At 74.1% G+C, this 852-nt stretch carries 1 pseudogene; it reads right to left on the reverse strand.

Features of this window, described 5'->3' with window-relative positions:
- Positions 1 to 852: pseudogene (locus FV222_RS30305) on the reverse strand (hypothetical protein); the annotation flags it as partial.

Here is an 852-nt window from a genome sequence, read left to right on the forward strand (position 1 = left end):
GCCGGGTCCTCGGCCGCCGCCACCTCGGCTGCGCTGAGGCCGGCCGGCTGCAGCGGCTTCACGCCGAGCCGGAGCTGGCCGGGCCGCGTGATGAAGCGGGCCACCGCCTGGCCCAGCTCGGTGGCGCCCGGCATGGAACTCAGCATTTGCGGGATGCCGAGGCGGGCGTAGGCGGCGTACTCGATGCGGACGTCCTCCGCCGCGACGCCCCTCTGCCGGGCCTGCATCGCCAGGACGCGGTCGAGCAGGCCGCGATCCTGGATGTCGAGGTCGAGGGATTGTGCGGTGGCGCCGAGCGCCGCCCGCGTCGCCGCCTCCGGATCGCGGCCGAACAGGTCCCGCGACACGTTCCCGACGACGGCGCGCAGCTTCGCCGTGCCCATTCCGCCGCCCTCGACGGCGATCTCGTGCACGGCGAGCTGCCGGCTCGCCTCGCTCCAGGCGAGGTCGGCCCTGACGCTGGTGGCGATGGCGGTGTAGCCGAGGGCGGCGAGCTGGCCGGACGAATCCTGCCCGGACACGAAGGCCGCCGGCACGGACAGGTCGCGCATCGCGAAGCGAAGCCGCGTCGGCACGCCCTCGACGAGGTCGGAGGTCACGAGCTCGAGGCCGTCGAGGGCGAAGGCTGCCGCGCCGGCGCCTTCACCGCCTGTCGTGCCATCCTTGGAGCCATCCTTGGAGCCATCCTTGGAGCCGTCCTTGGAGCCGTCCTTGGAGCCGTCCTTGGAGCCGTCCTTGGAGCCGTCCTTGGATCCAGACTTCGCGACCTCGATGCGGCCGAGCCGGATCGCGCCGACCTGGGGCACGAAGCGCCGGGCCTCCGCCGGGCCGACCCGGGAACCGGTCGCGGCC

The sequence above is a fragment of the Methylobacterium sp. WL103 genome (assembly GCF_008039885.1).
In the GTDB taxonomy this organism is placed as follows: Bacteria; Pseudomonadota; Alphaproteobacteria; order Rhizobiales; family Beijerinckiaceae; genus Methylobacterium; species Methylobacterium cerastii.